This is a genomic window from Streptomyces sp. SCPE 10 (assembly GCF_051980735.1).
Lineage (GTDB): Bacteria > Actinomycetota > Actinomycetes > Streptomycetales > Streptomycetaceae > Streptomyces > Streptomyces misionensis.
The window spans coordinates 5,076,626-5,092,129 of sequence record NZ_CP197069.1 but is presented as its reverse complement, the minus strand read 5'-3'; the positions used below and the strand labels follow the sequence as shown (position 1 = coordinate 5,092,129).

Below are 15,504 nucleotides of genomic sequence, written 5' to 3'. Positions count from 1 at the left end.
CGTCCGGGCCCTACCAGGGCAGCGGCCGCAGCCGCAGGTTGTCCGGGCGCAGGGTGATGCCCACCCGGACGGCGTCGTTGGAGTCGGCGGCCGGTTCGAAGCGGTACCTGGCCGTGACCGCCGCCGTGATCAGGCTCAGCTGGGCCATCGAGAAGTGGTCGCTGGGGCACTTGCGGTTGCCGACGCTGAAGGGGCTCATGGCGTACTTCGGCACCTCCTTGGCCCGCTCCGGCAGCCAGCGGTCCGGGTCGAAGTCGAGGTGGCGGTCGTACGAGCGGGGGTCGCGCTGAATGGCGTACGGGCTGTAGATGATGTCCGCACCGGCCGGAATGCGATAGTCGCCCAGCGCGGTGTCGGCGGTCGCCCGGCGGGTCAGAATCCATACGGCGGGACGCAGCCGGATGGCCTCCAGGATGAGATTGTTGGTGTGCCTGAGGGAGCGGACGTGTTCGAATCCCACAGGCCGGCCACCGGTCACGGATTCGACCTCCGCGCGCACCTTCTCGGCGTGCTCCGGGTGTTCCGCGAGCGCCTGGAGCAGCCACATGATCGTGGACGCGATCGTTTCGGCCCCGGGGGTGATTATCGCCACGACCTGATCGTGGATCTCCTGTTCCCCGATGGGCTCACCATTGTCGTCCTTCGCCTCCAGCAATGCCGTCAGCAAATCGTCCGGCTTTTGACCGGATGCCCTCCGCTCGGCGACGATCTCGTCCACGAGCAGATGCAAATCGGCCAGGGCACGGTTGAATTCGCGGTTGGCCGGAAACGGCAGTCGGTACAGCGGTCCCAGGGGAACCACCATCCGCCGGTACATACCACGGAAAACGGTGGCGAGGTCGGTGCTCAGCCGCTCGGCGCGCTCGTCCATGAACGCGCCGCGCAGCAGGCAGCGGGCGGCCATGCGGACGGCGACGCGGAAGGACTCCGAGGTGCAGTCGACGGTCTCGCCGGGGCGCCAGCGCTCGGTCAGGGCGTGTGCCTCCTCCTCCATGATCGGGCCGTAGGCCGGGATCGCGTCCATCCGGAAGGCCGGCTGGATGGTGCGGCGCTGGCGCCGGTGCACGGGGCCGTTGGCGGTGGCCACGCCCTCCTTGCCGAGCAGGCCCACCAGGGACTCCCAGACCGGGCCGTCGATCTTGAAGTCGGGGCTGAGGGCGAGCGCGCCGGTGAGCTCGGGGGTGGTCACCGCGTACACGGTCTTGGGGCCGAGCCTGAGGCGCACGATGTCGCCGTGGTCGCGCAGCCGGGACATGAAGTCCAGCGGGTCGCGGACCAGTTTGAGACCGTGCCCGAACACCGGCACGGCGCCGCCGGCCAGGGGCGGTTCGCGCAACTGCGCCGGGGCACCGGAGGTCTGGGGCTGCACAGACTCGACGGTCATTTCTCACCTGCCGCTTCGTTCGTGACGTACGGGGGCGTGGAGCGGTCGTCCCAGCTGTCCACCCTGTACCGGCCGGACTCGTGGTGGAACCAGTAGACGGAGCTGAACCAGTTGCGCATATTGCCGACGCAGATACGGACGGCGGTGCTCAACTCCTTGCCGCGGAACGTGCCGTCGGCAAGTGCGTCCGCGAATTCAAGGGCCTCGCGCTCGGCGTCGAGAAATTCTTCGACGCAGTCCTCGACGCGTCGCCTGAGAGCGTCCACCGCCTCTTCCAGGGTCAGTCCCTCATGGGTGATGAGACTGATCCCGAGATTGTGGACCTCGTCGCCCGCTATTTCCTTCGGCAGGGAGCACAGGTCGTTGTACCAGGCGGCGAATTCCTGACTGAGCAGGGCGGCGCGACGGTAGGCGGGGTGCTTGCGGACGGATTCCGGGAGTTCGCATCCGGCACCGGGTTCCAGCAGGTCCGTCCAGATCCGGTGGGCGAAGGTGAGACGGCGCAGTGCCAGATATTCTTCGACGCCGGGTATGTATCCTCGGGTGCGATTGCGGAATTCACGGTCGTAGGCTTCGACGACCGCGTGGAAGTGCCGGGCGAACCGCTGGTTCCAGGTGCGCGACAGGAACCCGTAGAGCCGCAGCACGCTGTCGGCGAAGCCCGCGACCAGCGGGTCCGGGTGGTGCAGATGGTGCCGGGGGGCGTCGAGTGCCGCGTGCAGCCGGTGCCGCAGTCGCCGCCAGTCGCCCACCCGGCCGTGCACGATGTCGCGGTCGTGACGGTCGTCCCAGACGAAGAACCAGGCGCTGTAGTCCGCAATGGCCTGGAGCACGTCCTCGGAGGCGTCCGTGTAGTAGCCCGCCATCAGGTCGGTGTAGCGCAGATCGTCCGCGTACTCGCGCACCTTCTCCGCCGGCATCAGCCGTTTTTCCAGCAGCCAGTGCCGGGTCTTCTCCTGGAGCCGGGGCCAATACGGGTGCAGTCGCCGGGGAAAACGGGACTCGATCACCGGGAGCGCCAGTGAGGGTGGTACCGCGACCGCCGTCGGTGACTCTGTGGTGCTGTGTGGGAAAGCTTGCACAGAACAAACCCCTCTCAGCCGCCGGATACGCCCGCCCTCGGATGTGCCGGGCGCGCGCCGTACCTATCCCCCACTTCCCATTCAGCACCACAACTGACCGCTGTGGGAACGGATTTGCTTCACTCACTACCCCAAGATGCCGAGAAGCCCCTCTTGTGTGACCGAGAGATGATCACCGGCGGCAGTGGAAGCGAGTGCTTGTACGACGCGCTGATGAGCGAGGAAGGGCAGGAAGAAGGGCGCCCGGCCGGGGTGGTCCCGGCCGGGCGCCCAACGGGCCGACGTCGGCTAGTCGTTGGCGACCACGGGGTAGCGCGGCTCGTTCTCGGCCATCTGCCGCAGCGCGTCCTTGCGGTCCCGCTTGGACAGCCGGTCGATGTAGAGGTAGCCGTAGAGGTGGTCGGTCTCGTGCTGCAAACACCGTGCGAAGTACCCGGTGCCGCGGACCTTGATCGGGTTGCCCTGCTCGTCCTGGCCGGTCACCTCGGCGTAGTCGGGACGCGCGAGCGCGGCGTAGGCGCCGGGCACCGACAGGCAGCCCTCGTTGCTGTCGTCCAGCCGGCGGCGCTCCGCGGGCAGCTCGACGAGCTTCGGGTTGCACACCACGCCGACGTGCCGGACGCCCTCGTCGTCCTGGCAGTCGTAGACGAAGACCTTCAGATCGACGCCGATCTGGTTGGCGGCGAGCCCCACGCCCTCGGCGGTGCGCTGGCTGGCGAACATGTCGGCGACCAGCTGCCGCAGCTCCTCGCCGAACTCGGTGACGTCCTTGCACTCCTTGTGCAGCACCGGGTTGCCGACGACCGTGATCGGGCGGGAGGTCCCGCTCTCCCGCCAGGCCTTCTCGCGCCCCTCGCAGTCCTCCGTGTCCACGACATAGCCCTCGTCGTCGACGGGGAGCACGCCCGCGTGCTGCTGATCGGTGTCCTGCTGCGCCATGACCGACGTACGCCTTCCTGCAAGCCTGGAAAATTCTGCGTGTACAGCCTAAAGGTGGCCGGTCACCCGCTGCTCAGCAAACCTCTTCCAAGTCCCGCCAGTCCCTCGAGTCGGGACTGTCGGCCACCCAGCCGTCCAGCAGCCCCCGCACCAGCGAGGGCGGCGCGGCCACCCCGCACTCGCGCTCCGGGACCCACAGCTGACCGTCGGTGCGATGGCCCAGCGGGCCCGGGTGACCGGGTTCGCTGTGGTCGTGCGGGTCCAGGTGGACCCCCTCGCCCTCGTCGGACGGCATCCGGGACTCGCTGCACATCCGGCACAGCAGCCGCACCGAGGACGACCAGTCCTCCGCCGCGAACCCGGCGTCGGCGGCCAGCTGCTCCAGCGCGTCCCGGTCCGCCTCGGTGGCCGCCTCCAGCAGCACCACCCAGGTCGGGACGGGCGAGGGCGCCCACAGCTCGATCTCGTCGAAGACCGGGTAGCTGTGCCCGGTGGAGGTGGTGCGCTCGCCGTGCGGAACGCCGTCGTGCAGGACGACCTCGCCCCAGCGCCGGCCGGAGGAGGGCAGCGGAATGGACAGCACCTCGATCCGCGCGGGGTCCAGACGGCGGCCCCACACCACCTCGGCCTCGCCCTCCGGGGAGAGTCGTACGGCCGCGCTGCCCAGCTCCATGCCGAGCGGTTCCCCGGCGGCCGCGACGCCCCCGGGCACCTTCAGCCCGTACGCCTGCCAGGCGCGGCGGGCCAGCGGCCAGTCCTGGAGGGCGGTGGCGGCGATGCCCACGTTCCACCAGTCGGGCGCGCCGGACTCCTGGTCGAGCAGGGCGACGGCGCGCAGTCCGGCGGCGCGGGCCTGCTCCCAGTCGTGCCGGAACTTGTGCAGCAGCGCCAGGTTGAACCAGGACTCGGACAGCCAGGGTTCCAGGTCTGCGGCGCGGGTCAGCAGTTCGCCCGCGTCCTCGTACCGGCCGTCGCCGATGAGCGTGAACGCGCGGTCGGTGGCCTGCCGCCAGGAGGCGGAGGGCCGGTGCCGTCCCTTGCCGAAGATCCTCACGATTCCCGCCTGCCAGTTCCGGTTCCGCACAGTGGGCTGGCTTGTGCCCCCGGGCGCCCTCTCCTTCGCATCCAACCACGTGCGGTGGGAACGGCGCTCATTACCCATGGGTTACCCAGGCGCGGGTGGGATCAGACAGTGCCGTACGTCTCCCGGCGGTGTGCGTCACCGGGGGCCCGGGCGTCCGCGCAGGGGCGGGAACCGGGCCCGGGGCGGTCAGCCGTCCTGGGCGGTGGTGATGTCGTGGTCGGGCGCGGGCTGCCCGGAGCGGAGCAGATCGAGCCGCCCCATGACCTTGGCGCGCAGGTCGGCGGGCACGTCGTCATGGCCGCAGCACCGCTTGACCAGCTTCTTCACGGCCTGCTCCAGGCCGTACTTCTCCAGGCACGGCGAGCATTCCTCGAAGTGGTGCCGGAACTTGTCGCGATCGACGTCCGGCATCTCGCTGTCGAGGAACTCGTACAGATGGTCCAGGACCTCACCGCAGTCCGTCTCGTGCGGCTCTCCGCAGCTCATGAGCCCGAGCCTTTCGCTTCGTTCGACTCTCCCGCGCCCGCCGGGACCAGCCCGCGCTCACGGGCGTAGTCCTCCAGCATGCCGCGCAGTTGACGGCGGCCCCGGTGCAGCCGGGACATCACCGTACCGATGGGTGTCCCCATGATGTCCGCGATCTCCTTGTAGGCAAACCCCTCGACATCGGCGAGATACACGGCGATGCGGAACTCCTCGGGGATGGCCTGGAGCGCTTCCTTCACGTCCGAGTCGGGCAGGTGGTCGAGCGCCTGCGACTCGGCGGAGCGCAGCCCCGTCGACATGTGCGACTCGGCACGGGCGAGCTGCCAGTCCTCGATCTCCTCCGCCGCCGAACGCTGCGGCTCGCGCTGCTTCTTGCGGTAGGAGTTGATGAACGTGTTGGTGAGGATCCGGTACAGCCACGCCTTGAGGTTGGTGCCCTCGCGGAACTGGTGGAAGGACGCGTAGGCCTTGGCATACGTCTCCTGCACGAGGTCCTCGGCGTCGGCCGGGTTGCGCGTCATGCGCAGGGCGGCCGAGTACATCTGGTCCAGGAATTCGAGCGCGTCCCGCTCGAAGCGCGCGGTGCGCTCCGCGGTCGACTCGGAGAATGCCCCCGCGTCCGCGCCCCGGCCCTCGGGCTGCTCCGCCTGGCCGCCGTTGTCGGTCCCCGCGTCGGTCCCAGTGACCGGACCCACCTCCTCAAGATCCCGGGTGGCACCGAAACCGGTCCCACTCGTTTCGGAGGATAGAACACGACCCTCGCCCGCCGCCCCTCGAATAGGGCCGGCCTTGGGCGCGTGGAACACCGTCCAGTCCAGTTCGGTACTGGACTGCCGGGCCGGGCAGATGGTCGAACCCATGCGGCGGACTTCCTTCCCACGACGTCGGTGCCGAGGCCTCAGCACTTCTGTCCGCCTCAACAGCGCCGCCCCGCGCGGCATTCCCGGCCGTCACCCGAGTGACGCGGTCCACTCGGCGACCCCCTCCGTGATGACCTCCAGGGCCCGCTCCTGGGTGATGTCCGCGCGCTTGGGCACCGCGAAGCCGTGATCGCCGTACGGCACCTCGATCAGCCGGAAGTCGCCCTCGGGGAACTCGGCGGGCCTGCCGAAGGGGTCGCTGCCGCCCTGGACGACGAGGGTGGGCCTGCCGGTGCCCAGCAGCTCCTGTGCCCGGGACTTCTCCGGCTTGCCCGGCGGGTGCAGCGGGAAGCTCAGCGCGAGCACCGCGCGGGCGTCCAGCTCGGTGGCCGTGCGGCAGGCGACGCGGGCGCCGGCGCTGCGGCCCCCGGAGATCACCGGCAGCTCCATCCCGGACAGCGAGGGCCAGATCCCCCGCCACCCGGCGTCCAGCGTCTTGGGGGCGGGCGCCACCTTCTTGCCGGCCACCCGCCAGGGCTGCTCGACCAGGGCGACGGTCACGCCGTGCGCGGGCAGGGCGGCCGCGAGGGCCTGGAGGTCGCGGGCCTCGATGCCGCCGCCGGCGCCGTGGCTCAGCGCGAGGACGGCCCGGGGGTCCGTCGCCCGGTGCCAGGTGATGCGGGCGGTTCCGGTGTCGGTCTCGACAATCTCGATCACGCTAGAAGAGTGTGCCCTCTTCCGGGCCCTCCAGCTCCTTCAGCAGCTCCGGTCCGTTGTTGCGGACGTTGCTGACGGCGGTGGCGACCGGGTAGGCGCGCATCAGCCCCGGCGGGGGCGGGGCGAGCAGGGCGCGCAGCTCCTCCGGGTCGGTGCGGGAGGGGTCCAGCCAGGCGTCCCAGCGGTCCGGGGTGAGCATCAGCGGCATCCGGGGGTGGATGTCCGCGAGCGAGCGGGGGCCCTCGGCCGGGGCGACGGCCAGCGGGGTCCGCTCGGCCTCCGTGGTGATCACCGAGCAGGTGACCCACCAGGCCTGGGGGTGGTCGTCGGGCAGCGTCCGGTCGCGCCAGAACTCGTAGAGGCCGGCCATCGCGAACACCGAGCCGTCGGCGGGCAGCACGAAGTACGGCTGTTTGCGGGGCCGCTTCTTCTTCCCCTCGACCTCCAGGTCCCGCTCCTGCTGCCCGGTCACCCATTCGTAGTAACCGTCGGCGGGCAGGATGCACCGGCGGGCGGCGAAGGCACGGCGGTAGGCGGGCTTCTCGTGCACGGTCTCCGCGCGGGCGTTGATCATCCGGGCGCCGCCCTCGGGGGTCTTGGCCCAGGACGGCACCAGGCCCCACCGCAGCCGGCGCAGCTGGCGAACCGGGCGCGGCGAGTCGGCGTCTTTCAAGGGGCGGTCGAGTACCGCGTGGACCTCCTTGGTGGGGGCCACGTTGTAGTCCGGCTCCAGGGCCTCCTCGGGCTCCCACCTCTCGATCCCGAAGACCTGGGCGAGGTCCTCGGGCCTCCGACTGGCTGCATACCGTCCGCACATACGTGCCACACTGCCAGACTCCGCACCGACCCAGGGAGCCACTCGGACACATGAACGACCTCGCCGCCACCGCGCTCCCCGACCTCTGGGACCGGCTCACCGGCACCCAGCCCGACCCCGCCCTGTGGGTGGTGCTCGCCACCCTGGCCGCCGCGCTGGCGGTGATCGCCCCGCGCCCGCTGTGGCTGATATCGCGCAACGCGATCACCATCGCGCACGAGGGCGGCCACGGGCTGATCGCCCTGCTCACCGGCCGGCAGCTCACCGGCATCCGGCTGCACTCGGACACCAGCGGGCTCACGGTGAGCCGCGGCAAGCCGTACGGGCTCGGCATGATCCTCACCGCGGCGGCGGGCTACACCGCCCCCTCGCTGCTGGGTCTCGGCGGCGCCGCGCTGCTGGCCACGGGCCGCATCACGCTGCTGCTGTGGGTGGCCACGGCGCTGCTGGCGGTGATGCTGGTGATGATCCGCAACGCGTACGGCGTGCTGACCGTGGTGCTCGCGGGCGGCGCGTTCCTGCTGGTGTCCTGGCTCGCCGGGCCGCAGGTGCAGGCGGCGTTCGCGTACGCCGTCGTGTGGTTCCTGCTGGTCGGGGGCGTACGGCCGCCGTTCGAGCTGCAGAGCAAGCGCCGGCGCGGCGACGCCGGGGACTCGGACGCGGACCAGTTGTCGCGGCTGACGCACGTCCCGGCGGGCCTGTGGCTGTTCCTGTTCCACGCGGTGGCGCTGTGCTCGCTGATCGGCGGGGGCCGCTGGCTGCTGGAGGTCTGAGACCGCCCCGGAAGATTTGGCCTGCGGCCCTTCTCATAAAGCCTTATAAAGTGGGCCCATGGTCCCGAACACCGCCTCCTCCGCCCTCTGGCCCGCCCCGCACGCGAGCGGAGCCGTCGACGCCACGGTCCACGTGCCGGGGTCCAAGTCGGTCACCAACCGCGCCCTGGTGCTGGCCGCCCTCGCCTCCGAGCCCGGCTGGCTGCGCCGCCCGCTGCGCTCCCGCGACACCCTGCTGATGGCGGAGGCGCTGCGGGCCATGGGCGTGGAGATCGAGGAGACGGTGTCGTCCAGCTCCTCCGTCGCGGCCGGCTCCGACGCCGCCGGCGAGGCGTGGCGGGTGCTGCCGACCGGGCTGCACGGCCCGGCCACGGTGGACGTCGGCAACGCCGGCACCGTGATGCGCTTCCTGCCTCCGGTGGCCGCGCTGGCCGACGGTCCGATCCGGTTCGACGGCGACCCGCGGTCGTACGAGCGCCCCCTGCACGGCGTGATCGACGCGCTGCGGGTGCTGGGCGCCCGGATCGACGACGACGGCCGGGGCGCGCTGCCGATGACCGTGCACGGCGGCGGGGCGCTGGACGGCGGCACGGTCTCCATCGACGCGTCGTCCTCCTCGCAGTTCGTCTCCGCCCTGCTGCTGTCCGCGCCGCGCTTCAACCAGGGCGTGGAGGTCCGGCACACGGGCGCGACGCTGCCCTCCCTGCCGCACATCCGGATGACGGTGGACATGCTGCGCGCGGTCGGCGCCCAGGTGGACACCCCGGAGTCGGGCGGCGAGCCGAACGTGTGGCGGGTGACGCCGGGCGCGCTGCTCGGCCGGGACCTGACGATCGAGCCGGACCTGTCCAACGCGCAGCCGTTCCTGGCGGCGGCGCTGGTGACGGGCGGCAAGGTGCTGATCCCGGACTGGCCCGAGCGCACCACTCAGCCGGGCGACCAGCTGCGGGAGATCTTCACCGAGATGGGAGGCTCCTGCGAACTGACCGAGTTCGGCCTGGTGTTCACGGGTTCCGGTGCCGTCCACGGCATCGACGTCGACCTCGGTGACGTCGGCGAGCTGACCCCGGGCATCGCGGCCGTCGCCGCGCTCGCCGACTCCCCCTCGACCCTGCGCAACGTGGCCCATCTGCGGCTGCACGAGACGGACCGGCTGGCCGCGCTCACCAAGGAGATCAACGAGCTCGGCGGCGACGTCACGGAGACGGCCGACGGGCTGCACATCCGCCCGCGCCCGCTGCACGGCGGCACCTTCCACACCTACGAGGACCACCGCATGGCCACCGCCGGCGCGATCATCGGCCTGGCGGTCGAGGGCGTGCGCATCGAGAACATCGCGACGACGGCGAAGACCCTGCCGGACTTCCCCGAGCTGTGGACCGGGATGCTCGGGCAGTAGGGACACGCCATGCGCCGCTACGGCAAGCACACCGACGAGGACGACATCCGCACGCGCCCCAACCGCAAGGGCAACCGGCCGCGGACCAACATCCGGCCCAAGCACGAGGACGCGGCCGAGGGACTGGTCCTCACCGTGGACCGCGGGCGGCTGACCTGCCTGGTCGAGGACCGGGTCGTGACGGCGATGAAGGCGCGGGAGCTGGGCCGCAAGGCCGCGGTGGTCGGCGACCGGGTGGCGCTGGTCGGCGATCTGTCCGGCGACAAGGACACGCTCGCGCGGATCGTGCGGATCGAGGCGCGCTCCTCGGTGCTGCGGCGCACGGCGGACGACGACGACCCGTTCGAGCGGGTGGTGGTCGCCAACGCCGACCAGCTGGCGATCGTCACGGCCCTCGCGGACCCCGAGCCCCGGCCCCGGCTGATCGACCGCTGTCTGGTCGCCGCCTACGACGGCGGGCTCGAACCGCTGCTGGTGCTGACCAAGTCGGACCTGGCCCCGCCGGACGAACTCCTGGAGCTGTACGGCGATCTGGACATCCCCTACGTGGTGACCAGCCGCGACGAACTGGAGAACGGGGACGCGGCGGACCGGGTGCGCGAGCATCTCGGGGGCCGGATCACCGCGTTCGTGGGCCACTCGGGCGTGGGCAAGACGACGCTGGTGAACGCGCTGGTGCCCGAGGAGCGGCGGCGTACGACGGGACACGTCAACGCGGTGACGGGGCGCGGCCGGCACACCACCACGTCGGCGCTCGCGCTGCCGTTGGCGAAGGCGGACGGCTGGGTGGTCGACACCCCCGGGGTGCGGTCCTTCGGCCTGGCGCACATCGATCCGTCCCGGGTCATCCACGCCTTCCCGGACCTGGAGCCGGGCACCGCGGACTGCCCGCGCGCGTGCAGCCACGACGAGCCGGACTGCGCGCTGGACGCGTGGGTGGAGGCGGGGCACGCGGACCCGGCGCGGCTGTACTCGCTGCGGCGGCTGCTGTCGACGCGGGAGCGCACGGAGGGCGACTGACCTTCGCGTTGTACGCCCGGCCGGGGGTGCGGCACGTGCATAATCACACCGGGTCGGGGTTCTGGATCAACGGGAGGACAGCGCATGGCGTGGCTGCTGGTCATCGTGGCCGGGATGCTGGAGACCGGCTTCGCCGTGTGCCTCAAGCTGTCCCACGGCTTCACCCGGCTGTGGCCGACGATCGCCTTCGCGTCCTTCGCCCTCGGCAGCTTCGGACTGCTGACCCTCTCCCTGCGCAAACTCGACGTCGGTCCGGCCTACGCGGTGTGGACCGGCATCGGTGCGACCGGCACCGCGATCTACGGCATGATCTTCCTCGGCGACGTGGTCTCCACCCTGAAGCTCGTCTCCATCGCCTTCGTGATCGTGGGCATCATCGGCCTGCAACTGTCGGGCTCGGCGCACTAGGGGCCTTTCTTCCGGATCAGGTCGGCTCGGGTCAGCGGTGCCTTGCGGCCGGGTCGACCGTCGCCCTCCTGTGCCGGGTGGCTCGCCGCGGGGTGCCGGGGCCGGCTCAGCGCGCGGGGTGCGGCACCACGGCCCGGACCAGTTCGGCGACCCCGCCCTCGGCCGGCGGCGCCGCCACGCAAGAGAGGGCGAGACGCACGACGAGCTCGCAGGAACGGGCGAGTTCGGCGGTGGCCGCGCCGCTCGTGCCGGGTGCGGCGAGCGCGATGACGGCACGGTCGCGGACCATCCGGACGAGCTCCGGGGGCGTGGGCAGCGGCCGCTCCGCCCGGCGCGGGGCCGGTACCCGGACCGGGTCGCGCCACGGCCGGGGCAGCCGTTCGCTCCAGCAGCCGGTGAGCAACGCCCGGACCAGGGCGTTGTCCCGGGCCGCCGCGGTCGTCCACTCGGCGGTCGCGGTGAGCCGCTCCCAGGTGCCGCCGGTGCCGGCGAGGGCCCGCTCCACCCCGGCGAGATATCCCTCGGTCTCCCGGCGCACCAGCGCCCGCGCGAGGCCGTCCTTGCTGCCGAACTCGTTGTAGAGCGTCTGCCGGGACACGCCCGCCGCGGCGGCCACCTCCACCATCCGCACCGCCGGCCAGGGCCGGCGGTCGAGCGCCATGAAAGCGGCGTCCAGCAGCAACTCCCGGGCAGCGGCCATCCTCGCCTCCCTGGACCGAAGGGCGTTCCGCCCAGATTTGACGGGCTTTCGGGAGGTGTCAAGGGGGGAGGGAAGGGCCGGCCGCCCGGCTCCCCGGGCCCCGGGAGGCGGCGGCACCGTCGGCCGCGACCGCGAACCGCCCGGGAAGCCCCTAGCTGGCCCCGCGCCGACCTCGACCGATAGCGTGACGTACATGCCGGACTACCTCGACGACCTGCGTCTCGCCCACGTCCTCGCCGACGCGGCCGACGCCGCCACCATGGACCGCTTCAAGGCCCTCGACCTCAAGGTGGAGACGAAGCCGGACATGACCCCGGTGAGCGAGGCGGACAAGGCGGCCGAAGAACTCATCCGCGGCCAACTGAAGCGCGCCCGCCCCAGGGACGCGGTCCTCGGCGAGGAGTACGGCATCGAGGGCTCCGGCCCCCGCCGCTGGGTGATCGACCCGATCGACGGCACCAAGAACTACGTCCGCGGCGTCCCCGTCTGGGCCACCCTGATCTCGCTGATGGAGGCCGGTGAGGGCGGCTACCAGCCCGTCGTCGGCCTCGTCTCCGCGCCCGCGCTCGGCCGCCGCTGGTGGGCCGCGAAGGGACACGGCGCCTTCACCGGCCGCAATCTGACCTCGGCGTCCCGTATCCACGTCTCCGGCGTGAGCGACCTCGCGGACGCCTCCTTCGCCTACTCGTCCCTGTCCGGCTGGGAGGAGCAGGACCGGCTCGACGGCTTCCTCGACCTCACCCGCCAGGTCTGGCGCACCCGCGGATACGGGGACTTCTGGCCGTACATGATGGTCGCCGAGGGCTCCGTGGACCTGTGCGCGGAGCCGGAGCTGTCGCTGTGGGACATGGCCGCCAACGCCATCGTCGTCACGGAGGCCGGCGGCGCCTTCACCGGGCTCGACGGCCGCCCGGGCCCGCACAGCGGCAACGCGGCGGCCTCCAACGGCCTGCTGCACGACGAGATGCTGGGGTATCTCAACCGGCGCCAGTGAGACAGGCGGGGCGCTTGCGCACGCCCCCCGGCGGTCCGCGTGCGCCCTCTTGTTGGTCCGGCCCAGACCTGAGACTCTGAGACCACCCCCACTTGTGAATTTGTGAATTCGGGGACAAGGTTCCCGGATCCTCCAGGAGGTGGCCCCACCCATGCTGGTCCGCGACGCCATGAGCACGGTGATCCTCACCCTCGGCCCCGCCCACACCCTCCGTGAAGCAGCCACGTTGATGTCCGCGCGGCGCATCGGCGCCGCCGTCGTACTCGACCCGGACGCCGGCGGCATCGGCATCCTCACCGAGCGCGACGTCCTCAACTCCGTCGGCCTCGGCCAGGACCCGGACACCGAGCGCGCCCACGCGCACACCACCACCGACGTCGTCTTCGCCGCGCCGACCTGGACGCTGGAGGAGGCGGCCCGGGCGATGACCCACGGCGGCTTCCGGCACCTGATCGTCCTGGACCACGGCGAGGTCGCCGGCATCGTCTCGGTCCGGGACATCATCCGCTGCTGGCTCCCGGACCGTGAGCTCCCCGGCCGCGAGCCCGCCGGACTGGCCCGGGCCGGCTCCTGAGGCCCGGCCCCGGGAACCCCGCCCGGCCGGGGCCGGACTCCGGTGTCGCGTCCGGCGGCGCCCCCGGGCACGCGAAGCGGGCCGGACCCCGAGCACCAGGGGATCCGGCCCGCCCGGCAGGCGGAGCGTGCCGCCGGCTCAGCCGCGCAGCGTCCGCACCGCCGCCTCCAGCCGCTTGCCGAAGTCGGCGTCCGCGGCCGCGAAGTTGCCGATCGCGCGCTCCGCGATGTCCTCGCGGGAGACCTGGGAGATCGCCCCGGCCAGGTTGGCGATCAGCCGCTCCTTCTCCTCCTCCGTCATCAGCCGGTAGAGGTTGCCCGCCTGCACGAAGTCGTCGTCCTCGGCGTGCAGCGGAGTCGGGTGCTCACCGGTGCCGGCGGTGAAACCGTCGTACGACGCCCACAGTGCGCGCCCGGTCTGCTGCGGCCCGCCGAAGCTGTTGGGCTCGTAGTTCTTGGCGCCGCCGTGCCGGCCGTCGTAGAGGTGGCCGTCGCGGGAGTGGGTGCGCGCCTCGGTGGCGTGCGGACGGTTGACCGGCAGGTGGTCGGCGTTGATCCCGACGCGGTAGCGGTGCGCGTCGCCGTACGCGAAGAGCCGGCCCTGGAGCATCTTGTCCGGCGAGGGGCCGATGCCCGGCACGAAGTGCGAGGGGCTGAAGATCGACTGCTCGACCTCGGCGAAGATGTTCTGCGGGTTGCGGTTCAGCTCCAGCCTGCCGATCTCGATGACCGGGTAGTCCGCGTGCGGCCACACCTTGGTCAGGTCGAACGGGTTGAAGCGGTAGGTCGCCGCGTCCGCCGCCGGCATGATCTGCACGCCCACGGTCCAGCTCGGGAACTCGCCCCGCTCGATCGCCCGGCGCAGGTCACGCTGGTGCGAGTCGGGGTCCTGACCGGCGAGGACGGCCGCCTCCTCGGCGGTGAGGTTCTTGATCCCCTGGTCGGTCTTGAAGTGGTACTTGACCCAGAAGACCTCGCCGGCCTCGTTGTTCCACTGGAAGGTGTGCGAGCCGAAGCCGTCCATGTGCCGGTACGACGCCGGGATGCCGCGGTCGCCGAACAGCCAGGTCACCTGGTGGGTCGACTCGGGCGACAGGCTCCAGAAGTCCCAGACGTTGTCGGCCTCCTGGCTGCCGGTGTACGGGTCGCGCTTCTGGGTGTGGATGAAGTCGGGGAACTTGATCGCGTCCCGGATGAAGAAGACCGGGGTGTTGTTGCCGACGAGGTCGTAGTTGCCGTCCTCGGTGTAGAACTTCACCGCGAAACCGCGCGGGTCGCGGACGGCGTCCGCCGCGCCCAGGTTCCCGGCCACGGTGGAGAAGCGCAGGAAGACCTCGGTCTCCTTGCCGATCTCCGAGAGGAACGCGGCGCGGGTGTACGGCGTCACGTCCGCGGTCACCGTGAAGGTGCCGTAGGCCCCGGCGCCGCGCGCGTGCACGACCCGCTCCGGGATGCGCTCCCGGTTGAAGTGGGCCAGCTTCTCCAGCAGCAGCTGGTCCTGGACCAGAACGGGGCCGCCGACGCCCGCCGTCTCGCTGTTCTGGTTGTCGGCCACCGGAGCACCGGCCTCCGTGGTGAGCGGTCCCTGTGTCACGTGCGCCTCCTGCGTCATCGCCGGCCAATCCTGTCCCTTGGCCAAAGCCGAGTCCGATCCTACATTGGACTTAATCCAAGTCAAACAGGATTCCAATCTCACACCTATTCCCGTCCTGGTCCCCCTTGCTGATAGGCTGGTAGCCATGAGCGACCTTCTGGAACGACTGCGTGGACGCGGATGGCGGATGACCGCGCAGCGACGCGTGGTGGCCGAGGTCCTCGACGGCGAGCACGTCCATCTGACAGCCGACGAGGTCCATGCGCGGGCCGTCGCGAAGCTGCCGGAGATCTCCCGGGCGACCGTCTACAACACGCTCGGTGAGCTGGTCACCCTCGGCGAGGTCCTGGAAGTCACCACGGACAAGCGCGCCAAGCGGTACGACCCGAACGCGCACCGGCCGCACCACCACCTGGTCTGCGCCCACTGCGGCGCGATCCGGGACGTCCACCCGACGGGCAACCCGCTCGCCGACCTCCCCGACACCGAGCGCTTCGGCTTCACGGTGTCGGACGTCGAGGTGACGTACCGGGGACTGTGCCCGGAGTGTGCGGGCGCCTGACGCGAACGCGCGCGAGGCGAGAGGGGGGCCGCGGGCCCCCTCTTTTTTTGCGCCCGCACAGGGCCACGCTTTTTGCGCCCGCACAGAGTCGCGCCCGCCGACGACCGCCCGT

The 15,504-nt window shown here is 71.4% G+C and carries 17 protein-coding genes; 7 read left to right on the top strand and 10 right to left on the bottom strand.

The annotated features are described in order from the left end of the window. Nucleotides 1–10: 10 nt before the first annotated feature. The 8 genes from ACSP97_RS23675 to ACSP97_RS23640 all read right to left on the bottom strand — a co-directional run bounded on the left by ACSP97_RS23675 (nucleotide 11) and on the right by ACSP97_RS23640 (nucleotide 7,369). Nucleotides 11–1,384 carry a bifunctional albaflavenone monooxygenase/terpene synthase gene (locus ACSP97_RS23675; protein WP_355526102.1) on the bottom strand — a complete coding sequence of 458 codons (1,374 nt, stop codon included), beginning with the start codon at nucleotides 1,382–1,384 and terminating at the stop codon, nucleotides 11–13. After that, nucleotides 1,381–2,466, bottom strand: coding sequence for an epi-isozizaene synthase (gene cyc1, locus ACSP97_RS23670; protein ID WP_355150369.1), 1,086 nt, complete (start codon nucleotides 2,464–2,466; stop codon nucleotides 1,381–1,383). The genes ACSP97_RS23675 and cyc1 overlap by 4 nt, the downstream gene beginning before the upstream one ends. A 288-nt stretch (nucleotides 2,467–2,754) precedes the next feature. Further along, nucleotides 2,755–3,405 (bottom strand): peptide deformylase, encoded by a 651-nt coding sequence (def, locus tag ACSP97_RS23665; protein WP_355150367.1) that lies wholly within the window; start codon nucleotides 3,403–3,405, stop codon nucleotides 2,755–2,757. A 73-nt stretch (nucleotides 3,406–3,478) separates the two neighbouring features. Next, nucleotides 3,479–4,459 (bottom strand): tetratricopeptide repeat protein, encoded by a 981-nt coding sequence (locus ACSP97_RS23660; RefSeq protein ID WP_440554142.1) that lies wholly within the window; start codon nucleotides 4,457–4,459, stop codon nucleotides 3,479–3,481. Between the two features lie 216 nt (nucleotides 4,460–4,675). After that, complete coding sequence (gene rsrA, locus ACSP97_RS23655) at nucleotides 4,676–4,975, bottom strand: mycothiol system anti-sigma-R factor (RefSeq protein ID WP_146465641.1); 300 nt, start codon at nucleotides 4,973–4,975, stop codon at nucleotides 4,676–4,678. Continuing rightward, complete coding sequence (gene sigR / locus ACSP97_RS23650) at nucleotides 4,972–5,670, bottom strand: RNA polymerase sigma factor SigR (protein ID WP_355150363.1); 699 nt, start codon at nucleotides 5,668–5,670, stop codon at nucleotides 4,972–4,974. The genes rsrA and sigR overlap by 4 nt, the downstream gene beginning before the upstream one ends. Nucleotides 5,671–5,925: 255 nt before the next feature. Further along, entirely contained in the window at nucleotides 5,926–6,552 is a 627-nt protein-coding gene (locus tag ACSP97_RS23645) for an alpha/beta hydrolase family protein (protein ID WP_358274118.1), read from the bottom strand. Between the two features lies 1 nt (nucleotide 6,553). Further along, on the bottom strand, nucleotides 6,554–7,369 hold the full coding sequence (locus ACSP97_RS23640; protein ID WP_355150359.1) for an SOS response-associated peptidase: 816 nt from the start codon (nucleotides 7,367–7,369) through the stop codon (nucleotides 6,554–6,556). 50 nt (nucleotides 7,370–7,419) lie between these two features. Here ACSP97_RS23640 and ACSP97_RS23635 point away from each other — a divergent pair, with 50 nt between their 5' ends. The 4 genes from ACSP97_RS23635 to ACSP97_RS23620 all read left to right on the top strand — a co-directional run bounded on the left by ACSP97_RS23635 (nucleotide 7,420) and on the right by ACSP97_RS23620 (nucleotide 10,969). After that, nucleotides 7,420–8,142: a M50 family metallopeptidase gene (locus ACSP97_RS23635; RefSeq protein WP_355150357.1), complete on the top strand. Its 723-nt coding sequence runs from the start codon at nucleotides 7,420–7,422 to the stop codon at nucleotides 8,140–8,142. Nucleotides 8,143–8,200: 58 nt separating this feature from the next. Next, the gene (aroA, locus tag ACSP97_RS23630) at nucleotides 8,201–9,541 is read left to right on the top strand and encodes a 3-phosphoshikimate 1-carboxyvinyltransferase (RefSeq protein ID WP_355150355.1); all 1,341 of its coding nucleotides are present in this window, start codon (nucleotides 8,201–8,203) and stop codon (nucleotides 9,539–9,541) included. A gap of 9 nt (nucleotides 9,542–9,550) precedes the next feature. Beyond that, on the top strand, nucleotides 9,551–10,561 hold the full coding sequence (gene rsgA / locus ACSP97_RS23625; protein WP_355150353.1) for a ribosome small subunit-dependent GTPase A: 1,011 nt from the start codon (nucleotides 9,551–9,553) through the stop codon (nucleotides 10,559–10,561). A gap of 84 nt (nucleotides 10,562–10,645) precedes the next feature. Then, entirely contained in the window at nucleotides 10,646–10,969 is a 324-nt protein-coding gene (locus ACSP97_RS23620; protein WP_070026832.1) for a DMT family transporter, read from the top strand. Nucleotides 10,970–11,075: 106 nt separating this feature from the next. Here the strand turns inward: ACSP97_RS23620 and ACSP97_RS23615 are convergent, their stop codons facing one another. Further along, entirely contained in the window at nucleotides 11,076–11,669 is a 594-nt protein-coding gene (locus ACSP97_RS23615; protein WP_355150351.1) for a TetR/AcrR family transcriptional regulator, read from the bottom strand. Between the two features lie 193 nt (nucleotides 11,670–11,862). Between ACSP97_RS23615 and hisN the strand changes: the two genes are divergently transcribed. Further along, the gene (gene hisN / locus ACSP97_RS23610; RefSeq protein ID WP_355150349.1) at nucleotides 11,863–12,663 is read left to right on the top strand and encodes a histidinol-phosphatase; all 801 of its coding nucleotides are present in this window, start codon (nucleotides 11,863–11,865) and stop codon (nucleotides 12,661–12,663) included. A 151-nt stretch (nucleotides 12,664–12,814) separates the two neighbouring features. Continuing rightward, the gene (locus ACSP97_RS23605) at nucleotides 12,815–13,237 is read left to right on the top strand and encodes a CBS domain-containing protein (RefSeq protein ID WP_355150528.1); all 423 of its coding nucleotides are present in this window, start codon (nucleotides 12,815–12,817) and stop codon (nucleotides 13,235–13,237) included. Between the two features lie 138 nt (nucleotides 13,238–13,375). Here the strand turns inward: ACSP97_RS23605 and ACSP97_RS23600 are convergent, their stop codons facing one another. Next, complete coding sequence (locus ACSP97_RS23600) at nucleotides 13,376–14,830, bottom strand: catalase (RefSeq protein WP_358678275.1); 1,455 nt, start codon at nucleotides 14,828–14,830, stop codon at nucleotides 13,376–13,378. Nucleotides 14,831–14,975: 145 nt separating this feature from the next. Here ACSP97_RS23600 and ACSP97_RS23595 point away from each other — a divergent pair, with 145 nt between their 5' ends. Beyond that, nucleotides 14,976–15,392 carry a Fur family transcriptional regulator gene (locus ACSP97_RS23595; protein WP_146465629.1) on the top strand — a complete coding sequence of 139 codons (417 nt, stop codon included), beginning with the start codon at nucleotides 14,976–14,978 and terminating at the stop codon, nucleotides 15,390–15,392. The last annotated feature ends 112 nt before the right edge of the window (nucleotides 15,393–15,504 follow it).